This window comes from Azospirillum sp. TSO22-1 (genome assembly GCF_003116015.1).
GTDB lineage: Bacteria > Pseudomonadota > Alphaproteobacteria > Azospirillales > Azospirillaceae > Azospirillum.
This window is the reverse complement of record NZ_LGQZ01000057.1, coordinates 32,447-52,630: the sequence shown is the minus strand read 5'-3', so window position 1 is coordinate 52,630 and position 20,184 is coordinate 32,447. Positions and strand designations below refer to the sequence as shown.

Annotated in this window: 25 protein-coding genes and 1 tRNA gene; 20 read left to right on the top strand and 6 right to left on the bottom strand. The window is 70.2% G+C overall.

Translation table 11 applies throughout. From position 1 onward, the window contains the following. The first annotated feature begins 4 nt into the window (after positions 1 to 4). The 9 genes from TSO221_RS15430 (at position 5) to TSO221_RS15390 (ending at position 7,996) form a co-directional block, all read left to right on the top strand. Positions 5 to 415 (top strand): hypothetical protein, encoded by a 411-nt coding sequence (locus TSO221_RS15430; protein ID WP_109119397.1) that lies wholly within the window; start codon positions 5 to 7, stop codon positions 413 to 415. 90 nt (positions 416 to 505) lie between these two features. Further along, complete coding sequence (locus tag TSO221_RS15425; protein ID WP_109119396.1) at positions 506 to 1,657, top strand: ABC transporter substrate-binding protein; 1,152 nt, start codon at positions 506 to 508, stop codon at positions 1,655 to 1,657. 154 nt (positions 1,658 to 1,811) lie between these two features. After that, positions 1,812 to 2,687 (top strand): branched-chain amino acid ABC transporter permease, encoded by an 876-nt coding sequence (locus tag TSO221_RS15420; protein WP_109119395.1) that lies wholly within the window; start codon positions 1,812 to 1,814, stop codon positions 2,685 to 2,687. Positions 2,688 to 2,700: 13 nt separating this feature from the next. Then, positions 2,701 to 3,639 (top strand): branched-chain amino acid ABC transporter permease, encoded by a 939-nt coding sequence (locus TSO221_RS15415; RefSeq protein ID WP_109119394.1) that lies wholly within the window; start codon positions 2,701 to 2,703, stop codon positions 3,637 to 3,639. Positions 3,640 to 3,662: 23 nt separating this feature from the next. Then, positions 3,663 to 4,469, top strand: a complete 807-nt coding sequence (locus TSO221_RS15410) for an ABC transporter ATP-binding protein (RefSeq protein WP_109119427.1) — start codon at positions 3,663 to 3,665, stop codon at positions 4,467 to 4,469. 12 nt (positions 4,470 to 4,481) lie between these two features. Beyond that, a complete protein-coding gene (locus tag TSO221_RS15405) occupies positions 4,482 to 5,183 on the top strand; it encodes an ABC transporter ATP-binding protein (RefSeq protein WP_109119393.1) in 702 nt (233 codons plus the stop codon). 21 nt (positions 5,184 to 5,204) lie between these two features. Beyond that, entirely contained in the window at positions 5,205 to 6,155 is a 951-nt protein-coding gene (locus tag TSO221_RS15400; protein ID WP_109119392.1) for an MBL fold metallo-hydrolase, read from the top strand. Positions 6,156 to 6,208: 53 nt separating this feature from the next. Beyond that, complete coding sequence (mmsB, locus tag TSO221_RS15395) at positions 6,209 to 7,099, top strand: 3-hydroxyisobutyrate dehydrogenase (RefSeq protein ID WP_109119391.1); 891 nt, start codon at positions 6,209 to 6,211, stop codon at positions 7,097 to 7,099. Between the two features lie 3 nt (positions 7,100 to 7,102). Beyond that, a complete protein-coding gene (locus tag TSO221_RS15390; RefSeq protein WP_109119390.1) occupies positions 7,103 to 7,996 on the top strand; it encodes a 3-hydroxyacyl-CoA dehydrogenase NAD-binding domain-containing protein in 894 nt (297 codons plus the stop codon). On the opposite strand, the gene TSO221_RS15385 is transcribed toward TSO221_RS15390, so the two are convergent. Both TSO221_RS15385 and TSO221_RS15380 read right to left on the bottom strand, forming a co-directional pair. Then, on the bottom strand, positions 7,993 to 9,015 hold the full coding sequence (locus TSO221_RS15385; RefSeq protein ID WP_109119389.1) for a Gfo/Idh/MocA family oxidoreductase: 1,023 nt from the start codon (positions 9,013 to 9,015) through the stop codon (positions 7,993 to 7,995). The two genes, TSO221_RS15390 and TSO221_RS15385, sit on opposite strands and share 4 nt — an antisense overlap. Before the next feature lies 1 nt (position 9,016). Continuing rightward, on the bottom strand, positions 9,017 to 9,262 hold the full coding sequence (locus TSO221_RS15380) for a hypothetical protein (RefSeq protein ID WP_109119388.1): 246 nt from the start codon (positions 9,260 to 9,262) through the stop codon (positions 9,017 to 9,019). 589 nt (positions 9,263 to 9,851) lie between these two features. On the opposite strand from TSO221_RS15380, the gene TSO221_RS15375 reads away from it, so the two are divergent. Then, entirely contained in the window at positions 9,852 to 10,313 is a 462-nt protein-coding gene (locus tag TSO221_RS15375) for an RNA polymerase subunit sigma-70 (RefSeq protein WP_109119387.1), read from the top strand. 4 nt (positions 10,314 to 10,317) lie between these two features. Here the strand turns inward: TSO221_RS15375 and TSO221_RS15370 are convergent, their stop codons facing one another. Then, positions 10,318 to 10,575, bottom strand: coding sequence for a hypothetical protein (locus tag TSO221_RS15370; protein ID WP_146208818.1), 258 nt, complete (start codon positions 10,573 to 10,575; stop codon positions 10,318 to 10,320). 83 nt (positions 10,576 to 10,658) lie between these two features. On the opposite strand from TSO221_RS15370, the gene TSO221_RS15365 reads away from it, so the two are divergent. Beyond that, positions 10,659 to 11,717 carry an Ldh family oxidoreductase gene (locus tag TSO221_RS15365; RefSeq protein WP_109119385.1) on the top strand — a complete coding sequence of 353 codons (1,059 nt, stop codon included), beginning with the start codon at positions 10,659 to 10,661 and terminating at the stop codon, positions 11,715 to 11,717. Between the two features lie 3 nt (positions 11,718 to 11,720). Here the strand turns inward: TSO221_RS15365 and TSO221_RS15360 are convergent, their stop codons facing one another. After that, the gene (locus TSO221_RS15360) at positions 11,721 to 12,482 is read right to left on the bottom strand and encodes an HNH endonuclease family protein (protein WP_109119384.1); all 762 of its coding nucleotides are present in this window, start codon (positions 12,480 to 12,482) and stop codon (positions 11,721 to 11,723) included. A gap of 180 nt (positions 12,483 to 12,662) precedes the next feature. Between TSO221_RS15360 and TSO221_RS15355 the strand changes: the two genes are divergently transcribed. Genes TSO221_RS15355 through TSO221_RS15335 form a run of 5 tightly spaced genes read left to right on the top strand, consistent with a single transcriptional unit; the run spans position 12,663 to position 17,329 of the window. Beyond that, a complete protein-coding gene (locus tag TSO221_RS15355) occupies positions 12,663 to 13,880 on the top strand; it encodes a 4Fe-4S dicluster domain-containing protein (protein WP_109119383.1) in 1,218 nt (405 codons plus the stop codon). Position 13,881: 1 nt separating this feature from the next. Next, the gene (locus TSO221_RS15350) at positions 13,882 to 14,355 is read left to right on the top strand and encodes a cyclic nucleotide-binding domain-containing protein (protein ID WP_199229492.1); all 474 of its coding nucleotides are present in this window, start codon (positions 13,882 to 13,884) and stop codon (positions 14,353 to 14,355) included. Between the two features lie 25 nt (positions 14,356 to 14,380). Then, positions 14,381 to 15,250, top strand: a complete 870-nt coding sequence (locus TSO221_RS15345) for an FAD/NAD(P)-binding protein (protein ID WP_109119382.1) — start codon at positions 14,381 to 14,383, stop codon at positions 15,248 to 15,250. Positions 15,251 to 15,252: 2 nt separating this feature from the next. Next, on the top strand, positions 15,253 to 16,035 hold the full coding sequence (locus TSO221_RS15340) for an oxidoreductase (protein WP_109119381.1): 783 nt from the start codon (positions 15,253 to 15,255) through the stop codon (positions 16,033 to 16,035). Continuing rightward, positions 16,022 to 17,329, top strand: a complete 1,308-nt coding sequence (locus TSO221_RS15335) for a Ni/Fe hydrogenase subunit alpha (RefSeq protein ID WP_109119380.1) — start codon at positions 16,022 to 16,024, stop codon at positions 17,327 to 17,329. Before TSO221_RS15340 ends, TSO221_RS15335 begins: the two co-directional genes overlap by 14 nt. On the opposite strand, the gene TSO221_RS35440 is transcribed toward TSO221_RS15335, so the two are convergent. Beyond that, positions 17,330 to 17,497 (bottom strand): hypothetical protein, encoded by a 168-nt coding sequence (locus tag TSO221_RS35440; protein WP_158284105.1) that lies wholly within the window; start codon positions 17,495 to 17,497, stop codon positions 17,330 to 17,332. A gap of 103 nt (positions 17,498 to 17,600) precedes the next feature. Between TSO221_RS35440 and TSO221_RS15330 the strand changes: the two genes are divergently transcribed. Further along, a complete protein-coding gene (locus TSO221_RS15330) occupies positions 17,601 to 18,047 on the top strand; it encodes a hydrogenase maturation protease (RefSeq protein ID WP_109119379.1) in 447 nt (148 codons plus the stop codon). Here TSO221_RS15330 and TSO221_RS15325 read toward each other — a convergent pair. Then, the gene (locus TSO221_RS15325) at positions 18,028 to 18,957 is read right to left on the bottom strand and encodes an NAD-dependent epimerase/dehydratase family protein (protein ID WP_109119378.1); all 930 of its coding nucleotides are present in this window, start codon (positions 18,955 to 18,957) and stop codon (positions 18,028 to 18,030) included. The two genes, TSO221_RS15330 and TSO221_RS15325, sit on opposite strands and share 20 nt — an antisense overlap. Before the next feature lie 291 nt (positions 18,958 to 19,248). Here TSO221_RS15325 and TSO221_RS15320 point away from each other — a divergent pair, with 291 nt between their 5' ends. The 3 genes from TSO221_RS15320 to TSO221_RS15310 all read left to right on the top strand — a co-directional run bounded on the left by TSO221_RS15320 (position 19,249) and on the right by TSO221_RS15310 (position 20,156). Then, complete coding sequence (locus TSO221_RS15320) at positions 19,249 to 19,479, top strand: hypothetical protein (RefSeq protein WP_109119377.1); 231 nt, start codon at positions 19,249 to 19,251, stop codon at positions 19,477 to 19,479. A 73-nt stretch (positions 19,480 to 19,552) separates the two neighbouring features. Continuing rightward, the gene (locus TSO221_RS15315; protein ID WP_109119376.1) at positions 19,553 to 19,906 is read left to right on the top strand and encodes a GcrA family cell cycle regulator; all 354 of its coding nucleotides are present in this window, start codon (positions 19,553 to 19,555) and stop codon (positions 19,904 to 19,906) included. A 174-nt stretch (positions 19,907 to 20,080) separates the two neighbouring features. Continuing rightward, positions 20,081 to 20,156 (top strand) — tRNA-Glu (locus tag TSO221_RS15310). The last annotated feature ends 28 nt before the right edge of the window (positions 20,157 to 20,184 follow it).

The following is a 20,184-nucleotide window of genomic DNA, read 5'->3' as shown; positions in this document are numbered from 1 at the left end:
CGCCATGGTCCCGGTCCAGGAGCTTCCGAACCGCCTGCTGATCGACGGTCGGGCCGTGCTGGCCCGCTACGGCTACCGCCATATGGAGGCGATGCCGGACGCCGGCGCGGTCGACTGGGCGGCGCTGTGGGACCAGCTGCGCGGTGACTTCGCCACGCACGACCATCCCACCGTGCCGCTGCTGGGCGCCCTGTCCGGCGAGGCTGCCGCCGCCGCCCGCGCCTACATGGTGTGCGGGCTCGACGCCGATCTGAAGCTCGACCGATGCGAGGCGCTGCACGTCCGCCTGTTCGGCGAGGGCATCGCCACCGATCTGGTCGAGAACTATGCCGTCGCCCGCGACGCCTACGAGGACGCCGTCGAGGCGTTCGGCGCCGCCGGGGCGCGGCTGACCCGCCTTCTGTTCAGCCACTGACAACCGGGAGGAGCCAACCCCTCACCGGCCTGCGCGTCTCAAAAAAGTTTCGTTTGAAACGATAACAAGAACGACCTATGGGAGTGAATCATGCTCAAGCGCATCGTGGGCGTCCTCGCGACGGCCACCGCCGCCGTCGGCCTGCTGGCCGGCACCGCATCGGCCGCGGATCTCATCCGCATCGGCTCCTTCCTGTCGGCCACCGGCCCGGCCTCCTTCCTCGGCGATCCGGAGAAGAAGGTGCTGGAGCTGTACGTCGACAAGATCAACAGGGACGGCGGCATCAACGGCCGCAAGATCGAACTGATCGTCTATGACGACGGCGCCGACGCCGCCAAGGCCGGCAGCTTCGCCAAGCGCCTGATCGAGAGCGACAAGGTCGACGTCATCGTCGGCGGCACCACCACCGCCGCCACCATGGCCGCGGTGCCGCTGGCCGAGCGCGCCGAGATTCCCTTCATCTCCCTGGCCGGCGCCGTCGTCATCGTCGAGCCGGTGAAGAAGTGGGTGTTCAAGACCCCGCACACCGACCGCATGGCCGCCGAGAAGGTCATGCTCGACCTGAAGAAGCGGGGCTTAAGCAAGCTCGCCCTGCTGTCGGAGGATTCCGGCTTCGGCAAGTCCGGCCGCGAGGAGACGCTGAAGGTCGCCAAGGAGCGCGGCATCGAGATCGTCGCCGACGAGATCTACGGCGCCAAGGACAACGACGTCACCGCCCAGCTGACCAAGATCCGCAACAACGGTCAGGCGCAGGCCGTGCTGGTGTTCGGCCTGGGGCAGGGGCCGGTGGTGGTGACGCGCAACTACCGCCAGCTCGGCATGTCGCTGCCGCTCTATCACGGCCACGGCGTGGCCTCGAAGGACTTCATCAAGCTGGCCGGTGGTGCTGCCGAGGGCGTGCGCCTGCCGGCGGCCGGCCTCGTGGTGGCCGAGCAGCTGTCCAACGCCGACCCGCAGAAGAAGGTCGTCATGGCCTTCACCGAGACCTACCAAAAGCAGTTCCAGGCCGAGCCCTCGACCTTCGCGGGCCACGCCTACGACGGGCTGATGCTGGCGGTCGAGGCGATCAAGCGCGCCGGCACGACCGACAAGGCCAAGGTCCGCGACGAGATCGAGAAGACCAAGGGCTACGTCGGTACCGGCGGCACCGTGACCATGTCGGCGACCGACCACATGGGCCTCGGCCTCGACGCCTTCCACATGGTGGAGATCAAGCAGGGCAACTGGCAGCTGGCCGACTGAGGCTTGTCCACGACGCCACTCCTAGCCCCTCTCCCTCGACGGGAGAGGGGTCGGGGAGAGGGTGGCGCCGATGAAACCGGCCAAGTTCCTTGCCCCCTCTCCCCAACCCCTCTCCCGCGAGGGGAGAGGGGCTCTCTCTGGAGACGCCATCACCATGGGCGCCGATTTCCTGCAATTCCTGGTGTCCGGGATCACCGTCGGCGCGATCTACGCGCTGGCCGGCCTGGGCTTCGCGATCATCTACAACGCCAGCACGGTCATCAACTTCGCCCAGGGCGAGTTCATCATGATCGGCGGCATGAGCGCGTCAACGCTGACCGCCGCCGGAGTGCCGCTGCCGCTGGCCATCCTCGCCGGCTGCGCCGTCGCCATGCTGGGCGGCGTGCTGCTGGCCAAGTTCGCCATCGAGAAGGCGCGCAACGCCTCCGTCGTCACGCTCATCATCATCACCATCGGCGCCTCCATCTTCCTGCGCGGGCTGGCCGAGGTGGTGTGGGGCAAGGAGTTCCACCAGCTCGCCTCGTTCTCCGGCGACACGCCCATCCTGTTGCTGGGCGCCGCCATCCTGCCGCAATCGCTGTGGGTGGTCGGCGTGGCGCTGGTGCTGATCCTGGTCATCGGCTTCTTCTTCACCCGCACCCTGGCCGGCAAGGCCATGCTGGCGACCTCGTACAACCGGCTGGCCGCCCAGCTGGTGGGCGTCAACGTGCGCAAGGTCGTGCTGGCCGCCTTCGCGCTGTCGGCCGCCTTGGGCGCCGTCGGCGGCGCCGTGGTGACGCCGATCACCTTCTCGTCCAGCGAGATGGGCATCATGCTGGGCCTCAAGGGCTTCACCGCCGCCGTGCTGGGCGGCCTGGGCAACGGGCTGGGCGCCGTGGTCGGCGGCCTGATCGTCGGCATCGCCGAGGCGCTGTCCGCCGGCTACCTGTCCTCCGCCTACAAGGACGCGGTGGCCTTCGTCATCATCCTGCTGGTGCTGGTGTTCATGCCGAACGGCCTGTTCGGCAAGCGCGGCACCGAGCGCGTGTAAGGGGAAAGCCGGGATGTCGTCGCATCGACTTGCCCCATTGGCCGTCTTGGCCGTCGTCGCCGCGCTGCTGCCGCTGGCGCTCACCAACAACTTCCTGCTGAACATCGCCATCGTCGCCGGCTTCAACGCCATCGTCTGCGTCGGGCTGAACCTGCTGATCGGCTTCGCCGGGCAGATCAGCCTGGGGCACGCCGGCTTCTTCGGACTGGGGGCGTACGCTTCGGCGGTGCTGGTCTCCACCTACGGCTGGCCGCCGCTGGCGGCGCTGCTGGCCGGCGCGGTGGCGGTCGGCCTGCTGGCCTTCGCGGTGGCGAAGCCGATCCTGCGTCTGAAGGGCCATTACCTCGCCATGGCGACGCTGGGCATCGGCATCATCATCTCCATCGTGCTGAAGACCGAGACGAAGATCACCGGCGGCCCGGACGGCATGCCGGTGGACAGCTTCGCCGTCCTCGGCTTCCAGGCGTACGGCGAGAAGGTCTGGTACTGGATCGTCGCCGGGTTGCTGCTGGTCGCGGTGTGGGCGGCGCTGAACCTGATCGACAGCCCGGCCGGCCGGGCGTTGCGCGCCGTGCACGGCGCCGAGGTGGCGGCCGAGACGCTGGGCGTCGACACCGCCGGCTACAAGGTGATGGTGTTCGTGCTGTCCGCCGTGATGGCGAGCATCACCGGCAGCCTGTCGGCGCACTACCTCGGCTTCATCACGCCGTCGGCCAGCGACTTCTTCCGCTCCATCGAGCTGGTCACCATGGTGGTGTTCGGCGGCATGGCCTCCACCTTCGGCGCCGTGGTCGGCGCCGTTGTGCTGACCGTGCTGCCGCAACTGCTCACCGCCTTCCAGGACTACGAGGCGATGGTGCTCGGCGCCATCCTGATGCTGACCATGGTGTTCATGCCCAAGGGGCTGGTGCCCACGCTCTCCGCCCTGATCGCGCCGCGGAGGCGGGTATGATCAACGCCGCGTCCCCCGCCATGATGGACACCGTCGCCCAAGCGGCCCCCGCCGTCGCCGAACGGACCTCCCCCCTGCTGCGCGTCGAGAACCTGAGCCGCGAGTTCGGCGGCGTGCTGGCGATCCAGGACCTCAGCTTCACGCTGCCGAAGGGCAGGATCGTCTCGATCATCGGCCCGAACGGCGCCGGCAAGACCACGTTGTTCAACCTGATCACCGGCGTCTACACGCCGACCTACGGGCGCATCCTGTTCGACGGCCGCGACATTTCCGGCCTGCCGCCATTCAAGCTGGCGGCGCGCGGCATGTCGCGCACGTTCCAGAACCTGCAGATCTTCTTCAACATGTCGGCGCTGGAGAACGTGATGGTGGGACGGCATCTCCACCTCGACCGCGGCGTGCTGGCGGCGCTGTTCCGCCTGCCGCGCCTGGTGCGCAAGGACAAAGAGGCGCGCGAGCTGGCCGCCGAACTGATGCGCGAGGTGGGCCTGTCCAAGTACATCGACGCCCAGGCCTCGGCCATGCCCTACGGCGCCCTGAAACGGCTGGAGATCGCCCGCGCCCTGGCGGCGGAGCCGAAGATGCTGCTGCTCGACGAGCCAGCCGCCGGCCTCAACGGCACCGAGAGCCGCGAGATCGACGAGCTGATCAAGCGGATCGCCGCGCGCGGCATCACCGTGGTGCTGGTCGAGCACGACATGAAGATGGTCATGGGCATCTCCGACCACATCCTGGCGCTGAACTACGGCCGCAAGCTGGCCGAGGGCACACCCGCGGAGGTGAGCGCGAACCCCGACGTGATCGCCGCCTACCTCGGCTCGATGGCATAAGGAGATCCCGCCGTGCTTCTCGAGATCAGCGGCATCAACACGCATTACGGCCGCATCCACGCGCTCAAATCCGTCGACCTCGTGGTCAACGAGGGCGAACTGGTGGCGCTGGTCGGCGCCAACGGCGCCGGCAAGACGACGCTGCTGCGCACCCTGTCCGGCGTGCAGAACGCCACCAGCGGCACCATCAAGTTCGAAGGCGTCGACATCACCCGCATGACGCCGCACCAGCGCGTCGCCGAGGGCATCCTGCAGGTGCCGGAGGGACGGCAGCTGTTCGGCCCGCTGTCGGTGGAGGACAACCTCCGCCTCGGCGCCTACCGGCGCGGCGGCAAGCCGAACGACGACATCGAGCGAATGTACGCCAGCTTCCCCATCCTCAAGCAGAAGCGCCACCAGCCGGCCGGCACCCTGTCCGGCGGCCAGCAGCAGATGGTCGCCATCGCCCGCGCGCTGATGGCGCACCCGCGCCTGCTGCTGCTCGACGAGCCCAGCATGGGCCTTGCCCCGCTGCTGGTCGGCGAGATCTTCAACGCCGTGCAGGGTCTGAAGCAGCAGGGGACCACCATATTCCTGGTCGAGCAGAACGCCTACGCGGCGCTGGCCATTGCCGACCGCGGCTATGTGCTGGAAACCGGCGAGGTCACACTGCACGACACCGGCGAGGCGCTGCTGGCCAGCGACCGCGTCAAGCAGGCCTATCTCGGCCTCTGAGCCAATCCCTGGGAGAATCGCATGTCCGTTGCCTTCGCCTCCACCGGTGACCTCGAGGAAAAGAAGGTCACCTTCTCGCAGCTCGCCCCCGGCGCCTACGCCTACACGGCGGAGGGTGACCCCAACACCGGCATCATCGTCGGCGACGACGGCGTCATGGTCATCGACGCCCAGGCCACGCCCGCCATGGCCGAGGACGTGATCGCCAAGGTGCGCACCGTCACCGACAAGCCGATCAAGTACGTCGTCCTCACCCACTACCACGCGGTGCGCGTGCTGGGCGCCTCGGCCTACGGCGCCGAGCAGATCATCGCCAGCCGCGACACTTACGACACCATCGTCGAGCGCGGCCAGCAGGACTACGAATCCGAACTCGGCCGCTTCCCGCGCCTGTTCCGCGGCGCCGCCAGCATTCCCGGCCTGACCTGGCCGACGCTGGTGTTCGAGGGCTCGATGACGCTGTTCATGGGCAAGACGCGCGTCGACATCATGCAGCTCGGCCGCGGCCACACCAAGGGCGACACGGTGGTCTGGCTGCCGGAGCAGAAGGTGCTCTACGCCGGCGACCTCGTGGAGTTCGGCGCCACCCCCTACACCGGCGACGCGTACCTGGAGGACTGGCCGCAGACGCTGTACCGGCTGGCGGCGCTGGGGCCGCACCGGCTGGTGCCCGGCCGCGGCGAGGCGCTGATGACGCCGGAGCTGTGCGGCAAGGCACTGCAGGAGACCCGCGACTTCGTCACCGCGCTGTTCCAGAACGTGAAGCAGGCCCGCGCCCGCGGCGCCTCGCTGAAGGAGGCGTTCGCCGAGACCCGCAAGGCGCTGGAGCCGCGCTTCGGCGGCTGGGTGATCTTCGAGCACTGTCTGCCCTTCGATGTGTCGCGCGCCTACGACGAGGCCGGCGGCCTGCGCGATCCGCAGATCTGGACCGCCGAGCGCGACCGCCAGATGTGGGCGTCGCTCCAAGGCTGACGGTCCCCCCGTCCCTGTGTCAGGATGACGGAAAAGCAGGGGAGGGAAACCGCATGGCACGCATCGCCTTCATCGGCCTCGGCAACATGGGCGGGCCGATGGCCCGCAACCTGCTGAAGGCCGGGCACACCGTCGTCGGCGTCGACCTCGCGCACGCCGCCTGCGCGGCGCACGCCGCGGCCGGCGGCACCGTCGCCGCCAGCGCGGCGGAGGCGGTGCGCGCCGTCGACGCCGTCGTCACCATGCTGCCGGTCGGCCGCCACGTGCGCGAGGTGGTGCTGGGGGAGGGCGGGGTGCTCGCCTCCGCCGCCCCGGGCACACTGCTCATCGACAGCTCGACCATCGACGTGGAGACGGCTCGCGCCGTCGCGGCGCAAGCCGAGGCGGCGGGCTTCCCGATGGTCGACGCACCGGTGTCCGGCGGCACGGTGGGGGCCGAGGCGGCAACGCTGACCTTCATGGTCGGCGGGCCGGAGGAGGCGTTCCGCCGCGCCGAGCCGCTGCTCCAGCCGATGGGCCGCACCATCGTGCACGCCGGCCCGTCGGGCAGCGGGCAGGCGGCGAAGATCTGCAACAACATGATCGCCGGCACCACCATGATCGCGGTCGCCGAGGCGTTCGTCCTGGCCGAGCGCCTCGGCCTCGACGCGCAGAAGTTGTTCGACATCGCGTCCAAGTCCTCCGGCCAGTGCTGGTCGCTGACCACCTACTGCCCGGTGCCCGGCCCGGTGCCGACCTCGCCGGCCAACCGCGACCACAAACCGGGCTTCGCCGCCGCGCTGATGTGGAAGGACCTCAAGCTGGCGCAGCAGGCCGCCGCGGCGACCGGCGCCGCCACGCCGCTCGGCGCCCAGGCGGCGGCGCTGTACGCGCTGTTCTGCGGCAGCGGGCACGGCGATCTGGACTTCTCCGGCATCGTCCGCATGCTGCGTGGTGAGGGCTGAGCGGTGCGCGTCGCCGTCATTGGCTGCGGAACCGTCGGGGCGAGCTGGGCCGCCCTGTTCCTGGCGCACGGTCTGGACGTATCCGCCACCGACCCGGCGCCCGGTGCGCGGGAGCGGCTGGAGCGCTTCGTCGAGCGGGCGCTGGCGCAGCTCGCTGACCTCGGCTGCGCGGGCGGCGGGCGGCTGTCCTTTCATGAAACCATGGCGGACGCCCTGGAGAGCGCCGGCTTCGTGCAGGAGAACGCGCCGGAGGACGAAGCGCTGAAGCGCCGCCTGCTGGCGGAGATCGACGCGCTGGTCCCGCCGGAGGTCACCGTCGCCAGCAGCACCTCCGCCCTGCTGCGCAGCGCCATCGTGGCGGAGTGCCGGACGCCGGGCCGGCACGTCGTCGCCCATCCCTTCAACCCGCCGCACCTGCTGCCGCTGGTCGAGATCGTCGGGGACGACCCGGCGGTGGTCGAGGATGCCTGCGCCTTCTACCGCGGACTCGGCCGCCATCCGGTGGTGCTGAGGCGCGAGATGCCGGGGCACATCGCCAACCGGCTCAGCTCCGCCCTCTACCGCGAGGCGGTGCATCTGGTGGAGCAGGGGGTGGCGAGCGTCGCCGACATCGACGCGGCGATCAGCCACGGCCCCGGCCTGCGCTGGGCGCTCATGGGGCCGCACATGACCTATCACCTGGGCGGTGGCGAGGGCGGCATCGCCCACTACCTCGCCCACCTCGGGCCGAGCCAGGTCCGCCGCTGGGCCTCGCTCGGCGATCCCGGCCTCGGGCCGGAGGTGCAGGCGCGCATCGTCGAGGGCGTCGCCGAGGAAGCCGCCGGCCGCTCCGTCGCCCAGCTGGAGGCGGAGCGCGACCGCGCGCTGATGGCGTTGCTCCGGGCGCTGGGGCGTTAGGCGTCGGCCACCCGCACGCCACCGCCGCCGTCCAGCAGCGCCTCGATCAGCCGGTGCACCTTCAGCGCCTCGCGGCCGTCGACGCGCGGCCGCCCGCCGCCGTCGAGCGCGTCGAGGAAGTTCGCCAGCACGGCGCGGTGGTGCAGGTTGGGGAAGTTCATCGGGTCGGCACCGCCGCCCAGCGTGCCCTTCTCGCCACCTTCGCGGATCGCCTCGCCGGTGTGCAGGTCGACCTCCAGCGTGTCGCCGGACAGCACGGCGGAGCCGGCGGTGCCGGCGATCTCGATGCGCTCGGGGAAGCCGGGGAAGGCGGCGGTGGTGGCGTTCACCGTCGCCAGCAGGCCGTTCTCGTAGCGCAGCGCCGCCGCGACCACGTCCTCGGTGTCGATGGTGCGCAGCGGGCTGGTGGCGGCAAAGCCCGCCACCTCGCGCGGCAGGCCCAGCAGGCTGACGAACAGGTCCAGCGTGTGGATCGCCTGGGTCAGCAGCACGCCGCCGCCGTCGCGCGCCTTCATGCCGCGGCCGGGCTGCGCGTAGTAGCCGGCGTCGCGCCACCAGCGCACCGACACCGCCGCGGAGACGGGCCGCCCCAGCACGCCGCGTCCCAGCAGGTCAGCCAGCCGCTCCGCCGAGGCGCGGAAGCGATGCTGGAAGACCACGCCGAGGGTGAGGCCGGCGCGCTCCATGGTCTCGACTACGGCTCGGGCACCCTCGGGCGTGGCGTCCAGCGGCTTTTCCAGCAGCACGTGTTTGCCGCCGGCGGCGCAGCGCGCCACCACGTCGGCGTGGCTGTCGGGCGGTGTCAGGACCAGCACGGCCGACACTGTCGGGTCGTCCAGGATCGCCTCCATCCGGTCCACCACCGGCAGGCGGAAGGTCTTGGCGAACGCCTCGCGACGCGACGGGGTGGGGCTGAAGCAGCCGGCCACGTCGACGCGGCCGGACAAGTCGATGAGGCTCTGGGCGTGCGGCGCGGCCGCCATGCCCAGGCCGATCACGCCGATGCGGCGACGGGTCATGTCAGCGGTCGCCCAACTCGTGCTCGATCTCGACGACGAGGCGCTCGGCGATCGCCACCGATGTGCGGCGGTCCTCCTCGTCCATGCCCTGCTGCGGGTCGCGGCGGGCGACGAAGGACTCCGAGCGGCACAGCCGGCGGCCGGAGGCGCAGACCATCACCTCGTAGCTGCGGGAATCCTCGTTGAACAGGCATTCGGATTCAAAGCCCTTGGCGTCGGTCTCGGCCCACATGATCGACTTGCTCATCGCACTCGGATCCCCTGTTGCATGTTGCCGCTGATCGGGCGGCGCTTCGCTTTCGATCGCGTTGAGGACGGCCTCCGGGGGACGCCCCGCGTGATCCCGCTCAATTCTTGGCCGACCGCGGTGCGAACGTCCAGCCGTTCGACGATGGCGATGGTCGGCGTGCGATGATCGTCCATACCGACAGAACCGGGTCGGCGGAAATCCGTTCCCGGTAGAGGTGCCAAGCCAATGTTTATACAAAAGGTGAGAAAAACATTATAATACATTGTATTATATGCATTTTCCATGGAATCATGCCATTACTCCATGCCTCATGCCCGCGAAGGTGGGGATCCATGAAACGCCTGCAAGGCTCTGACTTTGCGGAACTCTCTGGTTCTCTGCCTGCGCGGGGATGCCGGTAAGGAGAGGTTTGGGGATCGCTGGCGGCAGCCTTGAAAAATTTACACGCAAGGCATTGAAATAACACATTTTATTGCAGAACAGCAGTTTTGCGAACGTCGTTACCGTCACTAACAACAAAACAAGAACTCGCTATCTCGGCAAACGCCCCCATCTCTAATCCGGTGCGCATCGGCAGGAGGCTCGGATGGCGACGCTGAAGGAGTTCGAAGAGGCGCTGAAGGCCGCGGGCAACACCGCGGCGCTGGAGATCCTGGAGAGGCTCCGGGAGCGCGACCGTGCCAACCGCTCGATCCGCCCGGCGCGGCGGCTGACCGGGCGGAAGATGACGCCGGAGCTGGCTGCGGAGATCCTGCACCTCCACCACACCACGCAGATGACGCAGCAAGAGATCGCCTTTCAGCTCGGCGTCAACCAGGGCCGGGTGAACGAGGTGATCAAGCGCGGCAAGTGGCTGGACGGCGATCCCGCCGCCCCGGAGGCGGTCGCCCGCGACAAGGCGGTGGACCGCGCCAAGCGTGGAGTCGGCATCGCCCCGCGCCGGCCGGCGGCCCGCCCCAAGGTCACGCCCAAGGCGGCGAAGCCGACCAAGACGCCACCGGACAGCAAGCCGGCGCCCCCGGCGCAGCTGCTGTTCGACGGGCTGTGAGACGTCAGCGCTTCGGCGACTCCTGGGTGCCCCGCGGGTCGCGGGCGGTGCGCTCGATGGCCTCGCCCGCGTCCTGCAGCATCCGGCCGGCGCCGCGGGCTACGTCGCCCGTGGCCTCGCCGACGCGCTCGGCCGCCTGATCCACCGCGCGGCCGGCCTCGGCGCCAGCCTTCTCGGCGGAGTTCTGGTCGTCGCACGCCGCCAGCGGCAGCATCAGCGCCGCCGCGATGGCCAGCATGCGCAGGAATGGGTTTCCAAACATCGCTCGTCCTTGCAAAGCTTCCTTGCTGACAAAACGTCTGTCGGGGCGAACGGTGCCCGGACGGGAGTGCAGGGGAGGGACGCATGGAGACGCAACGGCCGTCGGCCGACACGCTGCGCGGCTGGGCCGCGGCGCTGCTCACGCGGGCCGGGCTGGCCGAAGACCGCGCGCGCGTCGTCGCCGACGTGCTGGTGGAGGGCGACCTGCTCGGCCACGACACGCACGGTCTGCAACTGCTGGCCCCCTACCTGGATGAGATCGCCGCCGGCCGCATGGCGACCCGGGGCGAGCCCGAGGTGGTGTCGGACGCCGGCGCGCTGGCGCTGTGGGACGGCGGCTGGCTGCCCGGGCCCTGGCTGGTGCGCCGCGCCATCGACGCGGCCTCCGCCCGCGCTGCGGAGCACGGATCGGCCACCATCGTGATCCGCCGCAGCCACCACATCGCCTGCCTCGCCGCCTACCTGCGGCCGGTGGCGGAGGCCGGGCAGCTGATCATCCTCGCCTCATCCGACCCGGCGGTGGCCAGCGTGGCGCCGTTCGGCGGGCTATCGCCGGTGGTGACGCCCAACCCCATCGCCGCCGGCATCCCGACCGAAGGCGGGCCGATCCTGCTGGACGTCAGCACCTCGATCACCACCAACGGCATGACCGGGCGCCTGCACCGCCAGGGCGGGCGTCTGCCGCACGCCTGGGTGCAGGACTCGCACGGCCAAGCGACCGATGACCCGGCGGTGCTGTTCACCGATCCGCCCGGCACCATCCTGCCCATCGGCGGCCAGGACCACGGCCACAAGGGCTTCGCCCTGTCGCTGCTGGTCGAGGCGCTGACCGCCGGCCTCGGCGGCTACGGCCGGGCGGAGCCGGAGAAGCGCTGGGGAGCTGCGGTGTTCCTGCAGATCGTCGATCCGGCGCGCGGCGGCGGGCAGGGCGCCTTCCGCCACCAGATGGAGACGCTGGCGCAAAGCTGCCGCGAGTCCCGCGTACCGGGCGGCGCGCCGCCGGTCCGCCTGCCCGGCGAGCGCGGGCTGGAGCGGCGTCGACAGCAGCTCGAGTCCGGCGTGGCGCTCTCCGCGGCGATCCTCGACGCCCTGCGCGCCAAGTCGGCGGCGCTCGGCGTGCCGGTGCCGGAGGGGCTGGGCTGAGCCCTACCGCGCCGCCCGCCGGCAGCCGTCGAGCACCTGGTCGATGCTGGCGCGCTCGCGGGCGTCCACCGCCAAGTCCCAGCGCAGCTTCACCGCCACCCAGTCGGCAACGTAGCGGCAGAGCTGCGTGCGGTCCGGTGGCAGCCAATCGTCCGGCCCCTTGGCCCCCTTGGCCCGGTTGACGGCGGCGGCGACGGTCACCAGCGTGCGGCGGTCGGTGAGGTCGTTGGCGTAGGCGGTGCGGCGCTCGCGGCTCCAGGCGTGGCCGCCGCTGTCGTGCGCCTCGTCCAGCGGCACGCGGTGGTCGATGTCCAGCTCGTGCGGGTCGCGGAATTCCTGGCCGGTGTAGGAGTCGCGCCAGCGCCCGCGAATCACCCGGCAGCCGTCGGAGGACAGCTGCACCGGCTCCAGGCTGTCGCGGATCAGCGCCGCCGCGCGCACGTCGCGGCAGCTGCCGGGCACCTCGGCCCAGTGCGGCCAGTCCTCGCGGTGGTAGCCCTTCTGCTTCTCCGCCACCACCCGGATGCGGGCGAGCCAGCCCTGCACCTCGGCCACGTCGACTCGCGCGGCGTCGGGCGGCACCGCCGGCACGTGGTAGGCCGGGCGCTTCGGCTCCTGGCCGAGCAGCCGTTCCACGGTCCCGGACGGCAGCAGCTCCAGCCGTTCCAGCAGCGCCGCACCACCCAGCAGAGCCAGCACCAGCAGCAGCGCGCCCGGCGACAGGCGCCGCCACGACCGCCGTCCGCCGCCGTTCCATCGATCCATCGCCGATCCCCCGTCCGTCCGCCTGGCGATCATTACGGCGCGCGCTCGCCGTTGAAAAGATCCAAGCCGTCCGAAAGGCGCAGGGCGTGAAACCTCCGGCTGCGGCTATTTGCGCAGCGTGACGCGCCGTGACACGCGTATACTCGTGCCCGTCGGAACGCTTCGCATCGGACGGAGCCCATGGTTCACAACGACATCCACGCGACGCCCGCCGCCGGCCACCGGCTGATCGTCGGCCGCGACGGCCTCGACGCCCTCATCGCCGCGCTGCGCGGCGAGGGCTACGCGGTGATCGGGCCGCGCGTGCGCGACGGCGCCATCGCCTACGAGCCGGTCGACAGCACGGCCGACCTCCCCATCGGCGTCATCGACGAGCAGAACGGCGGCCATTACCGCCTGAACACCGGCCCTGAGGAGACGCTGTTCGGCTACACCGTCGGCCCGCACAGCTGGAAGCGCGCGCTGTACCCGCCGCGGCAGTCGCTGTGGACGGCCGCGCGCGACGCGGAGAAGGGCTTCACCATCGAGAAGCCGGACGGCACGCCGCCGCGCCAGGCGTTCCTCGGCGTCCGCCCGTGCGAACTGAGGGCGCTCGGCATCCACGACCGGGTGTTCGGCGTGCAGCCGCACGACGCCGGCCACGGTGCCCAGCAGTTCACCGACCAGGGCTACGCCGCGCGGCGCGCCGAGGCCTTCGTGGTCGCGGTCAACTGCGGCCGGGCGGGCGGGACCTGCTTCTGCACCTCGATGGGCGGCGGTCCCCAGGCGGAGGGCGGCTACGACCTCGCCGTCACCGAGATCAACCGCAACGGCTGGCACGACTTCCTGGTCGAGGCCGGCAGCGAGCACGGCCGCGCGATCCTCGACACGCTGCCGGGCCGGCGGGCCGAGGTGTACGACGTGCAGGCCGCCCAGGCGGTCACCGACGCCGCGCGCGGGCAGATGGGCCGCGCCATGGTGCCGGACGTCGCCGACCTGCTGGCGAAGAACCTGGAGCACCCGCGCTGGGCAGAGGTGGCGAAGCGCTGCCTGTCCTGCGCCAACTGCACCATGGTGTGCCCGACCTGCTTCTGCTCGACCATGGAGGACGTGACCGACCTGACGGGTGAGCGGACGGAGCGGGTGCGGCGCTGGGATTCCTGCTTCACCCTGGACTTCTCCTACATCCACGGCGGCAGCATCCGCCAGAGCACGGCGTCGCGCTACCGCCAGTGGATCACCCACAAGCTGTCGACCTGGCATGAGCAGTTCGGCACCTCGGGCTGCGTCGGGTGCGGGCGCTGCATCACCTGGTGCCCGGTCGGCATCGACATCACCGAGGAAGCCCGCGCGATCCACGACAGCACGCGTGGAACGGCAGGGGGCACCCCAGAGGGCACAAACGAGGGGAGGGCGTGAGATGGTGGCGATCGAGGGGCTGGGCCGGCTGCTGGCCGAACACCCGTTCTTCCAGGACATGACGCCGGAGGTGCGCGACATCGTCGTCGGCTGCTGCGCCAACGCGCACTACCGCCCCGGCGAGTACCTGTTCAAGGAGGGCGGCAAGGCCGACCACTTCTACCTGATCCGCCAGGGCAGCGTCGCCGTGGAGGTGCACGCGCCCGGCCGGCCGGCGGTGGTGGTGGAGAACATCGGCGAGGGCGACATCATCGGCTGGTCCTGGCTGGTGCCGCCCTACGTCTGGACCTTCGACGCCCGCGCCATCGAGCAGGTGCGCGCCATCACCATCGACGGCGCCTGCCTGCGCACCAAGCTGGAGGCCAACCACGAGCTCGGCTACCAGCTCTACCAGCGCTTCATCCCGATCATGGGGCGCCGCATCTCCGAGGCGCGGCTGCGCATCGTCGAGCTGACCACGGACGCCGTCTACTGAGCACCACCGCTGCGGAGCGACCGTCATGGACGGCACCCTACCGACCCGCGTGAACGCATCTCCCGCCCCGGCACCCGATCCGATGGACACGCGGCCGTTCCGCATCGTCCGCCGCATCGCCGAGGTGGACGGCTGCTTCACGCTGCACCTGCGCTCGCTCGACGGCCGGCCGCTGGTCTACCAGCCCGGGCAGTTCAACATGCTCTACGCCTTCGGCACGGGCGAGGTGGCGATTTCCATCTCCGGCGACTGCCGCGACCTGACCACGCTGGTGCACACCATCCGCGAGGTCGGCACGGTGACCAAGGCCCTGGCGAAGCTGAAGGTCGGCGACGTGGTCGGCGTGCGCGGCCCCTTCGGCCGGGCGTGGCCGATCGAGGAGGCCTACGGCAACGACATCCTGTTCGTCACCGGCACCATCGGCCTCGCCCCGTTGCGCCCCTTGATTCACGAGGTGCTGCACCGGCGCGAGCACTTCGGCAAGGTGGTGATCTGCTACGGCTCGCGCGGCACCCACGACATCCTGTACGAGAAGGACCTGCACCGCTGGCGCGGGCGCTTCGACCTGCAGGTGCACGTCACCGTGCACTCGGCCCCAAGCGGCTACCGCGGGCGGGTGGGCAGCGTCGCCAACCTCGTCAAGATCGCCCGCTTCGACCCGGAGCACACCACCGCCTACGTCTGCCGGTCGGAGACCATGACCCGCCCCGCCGTGCAGGCGCTGCACGAGCGCGGCGTCACCTCGGACCGCATCTACGTGACGCTGGAGCGCAACATGAAGTGCGGCGTGGGTTTCTGCGGGCATTGCCAGATGGGTGGCTCCTTCATGTGCAAGGACGGGCCGGTGTACCGCTACGACACCATCGAGGACATCTTCACGGTGCGGGAGCTGTAGCCATGGCCGCCTCACGCAAACCCAAACTCGCGGTGTGGAAGTTCTCCTCCTGCGACGGCTGCCAGCTCTCCCTGCTCGACTGCGAGGACGAGCTGCTGGAGGTCGCCGGGGCGGTGGAGATCGCCTACTTCCTCGAGGCGACGCGGGTGGAGATCAAGGGGCCGTACGACGTCTCGCTGGTCGAGGGCTCCATCACCACGCCGCACGACGCCGCGCGCATCCGCAAGATCCGCGACCAGTCGAAGATGCTGGTCACCATCGGCGCCTGCGCCACCGCGGGCGGCATCCAGGCGCTGAAGAACTTCCGCGACGTCGACGGCTTCATCAAGGCGGTCTACGCCCACCCCGCCTACATCGACACGCTGGCGACCTCCACCGCCATCCAGGATCACGTGGCGGTGGACTTCGAGCTGCGCGGCTGCCCGGTGAACAAGCACCAGCTGCTGGAGGTGCTGAACGCCACGCTGAACCGCCGCAAGCCGGTGATCCCCGCGCACAGCCAGTGCGTGGAGTGCAAGATGGCCGGCACCGTCTGCGTGACGGTGGCGCACGGCACCCCGTGCCTGGGGCCGGTGACGCAGGCCGGCTGCGGCAACCTGTGCCCCGGCTTCGCGCGCGGCTGCTATGGCTGCTTCGGGCCGAAGGAGAACCCCAACACCGCCAGCCTCGCCAAGCACATGGCCGAGCTGGGAGTAAGCAGCCGCGACATCGCCCAGGCCTTCCGCTCCTTCAACGCCAACGCCGAGGCCTTCCGCAAGGAGGGTGATGCCCATGACGATCGCTGAAACCGCCAGCCGCACCATCAAGGTGGACGCGCTCGCCCGCGTGGAGGGGGAGGGGGCGCTGACCGTCCGAGTCAAGGACGGGGTCATCACCGACGTCAAGTTCCGCATCTTCGAGCCGCCGCGCTTCTTCGAGGCGCTGCTGAAGGGCCGCCCCTACGGCGACGCGCCGGACATCACCTCGCGCATCTGCGGCATCTGCCCGGTCGCCTACATCGCCGGCGCCAGCCAGGCCATGGAGGACGCGCTGGGCGTCGACATCGGCGAGGGAATCCGCAAGCTGCGCCGCCTGATGTACTGCGGCGAATGGGTCGAGAGCCACGTGCTGCACGCCTACCTGCTGCACGCGCCGGACTTCTTAGGGATGGAGGACGCCCTCCAGATCGCCAAGGTGCACCCGGAGCTGGTGGAGCGCGGGCTGCAGTTGAAAAAGCTCGGCAACCGCATCCTCGAAGTCATCGGCGGCCGCGCCATCCACCCGGTCAACACCAAGGTCGGCGGCTTCTACAAATCGCCCCGCAAGGCCGAGGTGCGGGAACTGATCGAGCCGCTGAAGCGCGCGGTGGACGAGTCGCTGGCGACCGTGAAGGTCTTCGCCGGCCTGGAGTTCCCGGACTACGAGCACGACTACACCTTCGTCGCCCTGCACCACGACGAGGACTACGCCATCGAGCGCGGCCGGCTGATCTCCAACCGCGGGCTGGACATCCCGGTCGCGGCCTTCGAGGAGCACTTCGACGAGGAGCACGTCCGCCACTCCAACGCGCTGCACGGCGTGATGACGGACGGCAGCGGCCCCTACATGGTCGGCCCGCTGGCGCGCTACGCGCTGAACCACGCGCAGCTGTCGCCGCTCGCCCGGCAGGCCGCCTACGACGCCGGCCTGGGGCCGGTCGAGCGCAACCCGTTCAAGAGCATCGTCGTCCGCGCGGTGGAAACGCTGTACGCCTTCGAGGAGGCGCTGAAGCTGGCGGAATCCTACGAGGAGCTGGCGGTCCCGGCGCCGCCGATCACCCCCGGCGCCGGGCGCGGCCACGGCTGCACCGAGGCGCCGCGCGGCCTGTGCTGGCACCGCTACGACCTGGACGGGGAGGGGCGCATCACGCACGCCCGCATCGTTCCGCCCACGGCGCAGAACCAGAAGCAGATCGAACGCGACCTGTGGGGCGTGGTGCAGGCCAACCTGCACCTGCCCGACGAACAGCTGAAGTGGCGCTGCGAGCAGGCGATCCGCAACTACGACCCCTGCATCTCGTGCGCCACCCATTTCCTGACGCTGACCGTGGAGCGCGCGTGATCAGCGCTTCGTCAGCACGTCGATGAACATCGGCGCCCACATGACGAAGCACCAGACGACGCCGAGGAAAACGCCCCGGGTGAGGTCGTCGAAGGTCGGTTCCTCCAGGCGGAACAGCCGCCAGGTGGCTTCGCGGTTCTCGTCCTCGCGATTGCGGGTGATGGTCATCGGATCGTACCCTGTGCTGCCGTGGTGTGCGGGATGGGCTCGTTGAGAACGGGTGCGGGCGGCCGCCGTTCCGCCCCTGTCCGAAGGGTGAGGGGGCCATGCGATGACGCTGGTGCTGGGAATCGGGAACCGCTTCCGCCGCGACGACGGCGTCGGCCCGGCGGTCGCCGACCGGCTGGCGGCGCTGGGAATTCCGGCGCAGGAGCACTCGGGCGAGGGCGCTGGTCTGATCGAGGCGTGGCGCGGCCGAATCCGCGTCATCGTGGTCGACGCCACGCAGTCGGGCGCCGAAGCCGGCACCGTCGTGCGGCTGGACGCCGTGGGCGCCGCGCCGCCGCGCGGCCTGTTCCGTTATTCCAGCCATCTGTTCGGCCTCGCCGAGGCGGTGGAGACGGCCCGCGCCCTTGGCCATCTGCCCGGAAGCCTGGTGATCTGGGGCATCGAGGGAGCCGACTTCGGCTTCGGCGACGCGCTGACCCCCGCCGTGGCCGAGGCCGCGGACGCGGTGGCGCAGAGCATTGCCGCCGAGATCACAGCACCGCCCAGCTGACCGTGGCGCCCAGCCCCTCCAGCAGGCCGGTGCGGCAGGTCAGCCCGTAGGCGGCGCGCGCCTTCGCCGGATCGCCGATGGAGACGCGGATGTCGCCCGGCCGTGCCGTCCGATGCAGGCGCCGCGCCTTCTTGCCGCACAGCTCCTGCAGCACGTCGAGCAGCATCAGGATCGAAGTCGGCCGGCCGGTGCACAGGTTGTAGACCGCCGCCCCCTGCGGGCGCTTCCGCATGGAGGCCATCAGGAAGCGCACCACGTCGCCGACGTAGACGAAATCGCGCACCTGCTCGCCGTCGCCGTGGATCTCCACCTCCTCGCCGCGCGCCACCCGGCGGGCGAAGATCGAGATGACGCCGGAGTAGGGCGACAGCGGGTCCTGGCGCGGCCCGTAGACGTTGAAGAAGCGGAAGCCGACGGTGGGCACGTTGTGGATCTCCCACGCCACGCGGGCGTGCAGCTCGCAGCCCAGCTTGTCCACCCCGTAGGCCGAACGCGGCTGCGGCACGCAGTCCTCGCCCAGCGGCGTGTTCGGGTTGTCGCCGTACACCGCAGCGGAGGAGGCGTAGATCACCGGCACCGACGCGCCGTCGCGGATGGTGCGCGCCACCTCGAACACGGTGACGGCGCCGCCGACGTTGGTGCGGTGCGTCTCGGCCCACAGCTCCTTGGAACGCTGCACCGAGGCCACGGCGGCGAGGTGGAACACGCCGTCCACGCCGTCCATGGCGTGCCGCACGGCGTCGGCGTCGGCGACGTCGCCGACCACCAGCTCGGCGCGCGCCGGCTTGTTCTCCAGCCGGCCGGTGGACAGGTCGTCGAGGATGGTAACGGCGTGCCCGTCGCCCAACAGGGCATCCGCCAAGTGCGAACCGATGAAGCCGCAGCCGCCAGTGACCAGATAGTGCGCCATCGCGCCAGCTCCTTCGCCTACCAACGAAGACTGATATGGGGCAGGGGAGGCGCTCCCCTACCTCTTCTTCGGGGTTAGTGGCGGGCGCAGGATGGGCGCCTCTCCCCGGCCCCGGACGGCGATTCGCCCACCCACCCCGCACACCGCGCCGGACAGCGGAGACCGCGGGTTCAACAGGCTTATCCACGGAGCTGTCCACCATTTTGTGGATAACTCCGGTCAAGCGCGCTGTCCCATCCTTGTCGCGGTCCAGCCATTGCCCGCCGCATGCATTTATGGTAAATACGGACCATGGACTCGATCCGCCGCACCGGAGACCGCAGCAGCGACCCGATCCGCCCCGACGGTGGCGGAGCCCGTGCGCTGTCCGCCGGCCGCGGCGGTGGCCGGGTGGGGGAGGTCGGTACCCCGGGGCGCCAGCGCATTCCCTCGGTGCGCCAACTCGCCAGCCTGATGGTGAACGGTATCCTGACGCTGCCGCGCAACTACCGTCGCGGCATGTTCCTCGACATCACCGCCTGATTTTCGGCAATCGCAGGAAACCAAGCGCGGCCTTGAGCGTTGAGCGTTCAAGACGTGCGAGGGGACACACGACATGCCGTGGGATGCGCGGGCCGGCGGTTGGCCGGCGTCGAGGGAGATCCTGGAACAACTCTTCGTCCATGAGCGGCGCTCGTACAGCGAGATCGCCGACCTGTTCGGCACGACGCGCAACGCGGTGGCCGGACGCTGCCACCGCCTGGGGTTGGCGTCGAACGACGGCGTCGGCGGCTACGCGGTGCAGCGGCGGCGGGAGGAGGAGCGCTCGACGAAGGAGCCGCGCGGCTGCCGCTGGATCCACGGCGACCTGGGCGACGAGGTCTGGACCTACTGCCAGCAGCGCCGCCGGGCGGGCTCCTCGTATTGCGAGCACCACCACCGGCGCGTCTTCGTGCGGCGCAGCCCGTGAGAGGGCAGCCGCCCGGAGCGCGCCTGATATCGCATAAGATATATTATGGAAATTATGCATGGTGGCTGGGGCAGCCCATCTCCCTCGAGCCGGCCGTCATTATAATTTGGATAAAGTTCCTCTTGCGTCCAAGCCACTGGTCCGATATTTACGGCGCCCTTGCCGGTGAACGATGTCCCCATCGTCTAGAGGCCTAGGACACCGCCCTCTCACGGCGGCAACCGGGGTTCGAATCCCCGTGGGGACGCCATCCGCCGCTAAGGCGTTGATTTTGCTGC

Coding starts and splice junctions, on each gene's coding strand:
- TSO221_RS15430 (WP_109119397.1), top strand. CDS start 5: ATGGTCCCGGTCCAGGAGCTTCCGAACCGCCTGCTGATCGACGGTCGG.
- TSO221_RS15425 (WP_109119396.1), top strand. CDS start 506: ATGCTCAAGCGCATCGTGGGCGTCCTCGCGACGGCCACCGCCGCCGTC.
- TSO221_RS15420 (WP_109119395.1), top strand. CDS start 1,812: ATGGGCGCCGATTTCCTGCAATTCCTGGTGTCCGGGATCACCGTCGGC.
- TSO221_RS15415 (WP_109119394.1), top strand. CDS start 2,701: ATGTCGTCGCATCGACTTGCCCCATTGGCCGTCTTGGCCGTCGTCGCC.
- TSO221_RS15410 (WP_109119427.1), top strand. CDS start 3,663: ATGGACACCGTCGCCCAAGCGGCCCCCGCCGTCGCCGAACGGACCTCC.
- TSO221_RS15400 (WP_109119392.1), top strand. CDS start 5,205: ATGTCCGTTGCCTTCGCCTCCACCGGTGACCTCGAGGAAAAGAAGGTC.
- mmsB (WP_109119391.1), top strand. CDS start 6,209: ATGGCACGCATCGCCTTCATCGGCCTCGGCAACATGGGCGGGCCGATG.
- TSO221_RS15385 (WP_109119389.1), bottom strand. CDS start 9,015: ATGACCCGTCGCCGCATCGGCGTGATCGGCCTGGGCATGGCGGCCGCG.
- TSO221_RS15380 (WP_109119388.1), bottom strand. CDS start 9,262: ATGAGCAAGTCGATCATGTGGGCCGAGACCGACGCCAAGGGCTTTGAA.
- TSO221_RS15375 (WP_109119387.1), top strand. CDS start 9,852: ATGGCGACGCTGAAGGAGTTCGAAGAGGCGCTGAAGGCCGCGGGCAAC.
- TSO221_RS15370 (WP_146208818.1), bottom strand. CDS start 10,575: ATGTTTGGAAACCCATTCCTGCGCATGCTGGCCATCGCGGCGGCGCTG.
- TSO221_RS15365 (WP_109119385.1), top strand. CDS start 10,659: ATGGAGACGCAACGGCCGTCGGCCGACACGCTGCGCGGCTGGGCCGCG.
- TSO221_RS15360 (WP_109119384.1), bottom strand. CDS start 12,482: ATGGATCGATGGAACGGCGGCGGACGGCGGTCGTGGCGGCGCCTGTCG.
- TSO221_RS15355 (WP_109119383.1), top strand. CDS start 12,663: ATGGTTCACAACGACATCCACGCGACGCCCGCCGCCGGCCACCGGCTG.
- TSO221_RS15350 (WP_199229492.1), top strand. CDS start 13,882: ATGGTGGCGATCGAGGGGCTGGGCCGGCTGCTGGCCGAACACCCGTTC.
- TSO221_RS15345 (WP_109119382.1), top strand. CDS start 14,381: ATGGACGGCACCCTACCGACCCGCGTGAACGCATCTCCCGCCCCGGCA.
- TSO221_RS15340 (WP_109119381.1), top strand. CDS start 15,253: ATGGCCGCCTCACGCAAACCCAAACTCGCGGTGTGGAAGTTCTCCTCC.
- TSO221_RS15335 (WP_109119380.1), top strand. CDS start 16,022: ATGACGATCGCTGAAACCGCCAGCCGCACCATCAAGGTGGACGCGCTC.
- TSO221_RS35440 (WP_158284105.1), bottom strand. CDS start 17,497: ATGACCATCACCCGCAATCGCGAGGACGAGAACCGCGAAGCCACCTGG.
- TSO221_RS15330 (WP_109119379.1), top strand. CDS start 17,601: ATGACGCTGGTGCTGGGAATCGGGAACCGCTTCCGCCGCGACGACGGC.
- TSO221_RS15325 (WP_109119378.1), bottom strand. CDS start 18,957: ATGGCGCACTATCTGGTCACTGGCGGCTGCGGCTTCATCGGTTCGCAC.
- TSO221_RS15320 (WP_109119377.1), top strand. CDS start 19,249: ATGGACTCGATCCGCCGCACCGGAGACCGCAGCAGCGACCCGATCCGC.
- TSO221_RS15315 (WP_109119376.1), top strand. CDS start 19,553: ATGCCGTGGGATGCGCGGGCCGGCGGTTGGCCGGCGTCGAGGGAGATC.